Annotated in this window: 1 protein-coding gene; it reads left to right on the plus strand. The window is 71.4% G+C overall.

The features are described from left to right. Positions 1–932, plus strand: a 932-nt coding sequence (miaA, locus tag EU811_RS23330) for a tRNA (adenosine(37)-N6)-dimethylallyltransferase MiaA (protein WP_142940601.1), incomplete at its 5' end; no start/stop codon positions are given. Between the last annotated feature and the right edge of the window lie 235 nt (positions 933–1,167).

Genomic DNA, 1,167 nt, shown 5'->3' on the forward strand with positions numbered 1-1,167 from the left:
GTCCTGCCCCCGCCCCGCGGGTCATCGCCGTCGTCGGTCCTACCGCGGCGGGAAAGTCCGATCTCGGCGTCCATCTGGCCCAGCGCCTGGGCGGCGAGGTCGTCAACGCCGACTCGATGCAGCTCTACCGGGGGATGGACGTCGGCACCGCCAAGCTGACGCCCGAGGAACGAGGTGGCATCCCGCACCACCTGCTGGACATCTGGGACGTGACGGTCACGGCGAGCGTCGCCGAGTACCAGCGTCTCGCGCGCGACCGCATCGACGCACTCCTCACCGAGGGCCGCTGGCCGATCCTCGTCGGCGGCTCCGGGCTGTACGTCCGGGGGGCCGTCGACAACCTGGAGTTCCCCGGCACCGATCCGGAGGTACGGGCCCGCCTGGAGGAGGAGCTCACCCTGCGTGGCTCCGGTGCCCTGCACGCCCGGCTGGCCGTCTCCGACCCCGAGGCCGCCCACGCGATCCTGCCCAGCAACGGCCGCCGGATCGTCCGGGCCCTGGAGGTCATCGAGATCACCGGCAAGCCCTTCACCGCCAACCTCCCCGGCCACGACTCCGTCTACGACACCGTGCAGATCGGCGTCGACGTGGCGCGCCCCGAGCTCGACGACCGCATCGCCCTGCGGGTGGACCGCATGTGGGAGGCCGGCCTCGTCGAGGAAGTGCGCGCACTGGAGGCGCAAGGGTTGCGCGAGGGGCGTACGGCGTCGCGTGCCCTCGGCTACCAGCAGGTGCTCGCGGCGCTCGCGGGGGAGTGCACGGAGGACGAGGCACGTGCCGAGACCGTACGTGCCACCAAGCGCTTCGCGCGCCGTCAGGATTCCTGGTTCAGACGCGATCCACGGGTGCATTGGCTGAGTGGGGCTGCGGCGGATCTCACAGAACTTCCGCAGCTCGCGCTGGCGTTGGTCGAACGACCGGTCACAGCCTGATCACGTCCTGGCATCGGGACGCTCCGGCCGTCATCCCGGTCTCCGCGGCCGTGCCATCATCGAGCTTCGATCGACCAAGTGGAGTCCGAGTTGGGAGGGCGCGTGGCGATGGAGGCCGGCCCTCGCGACACCGCACAAGGCGCGGAGCAAAGCACCGCCACCGGCGGGGTGCACGACACCGCACAGGAGCAGCAGGACCCCGATGAGGACCGACTGAGCCCGGACGGGCCCGACG

Source organism: Arthrobacter sp. TS-15 (genome assembly GCF_006964045.1).
In the GTDB taxonomy this organism is placed as follows: Bacteria; Actinomycetota; Actinomycetes; order Actinomycetales; family Micrococcaceae; genus Arthrobacter.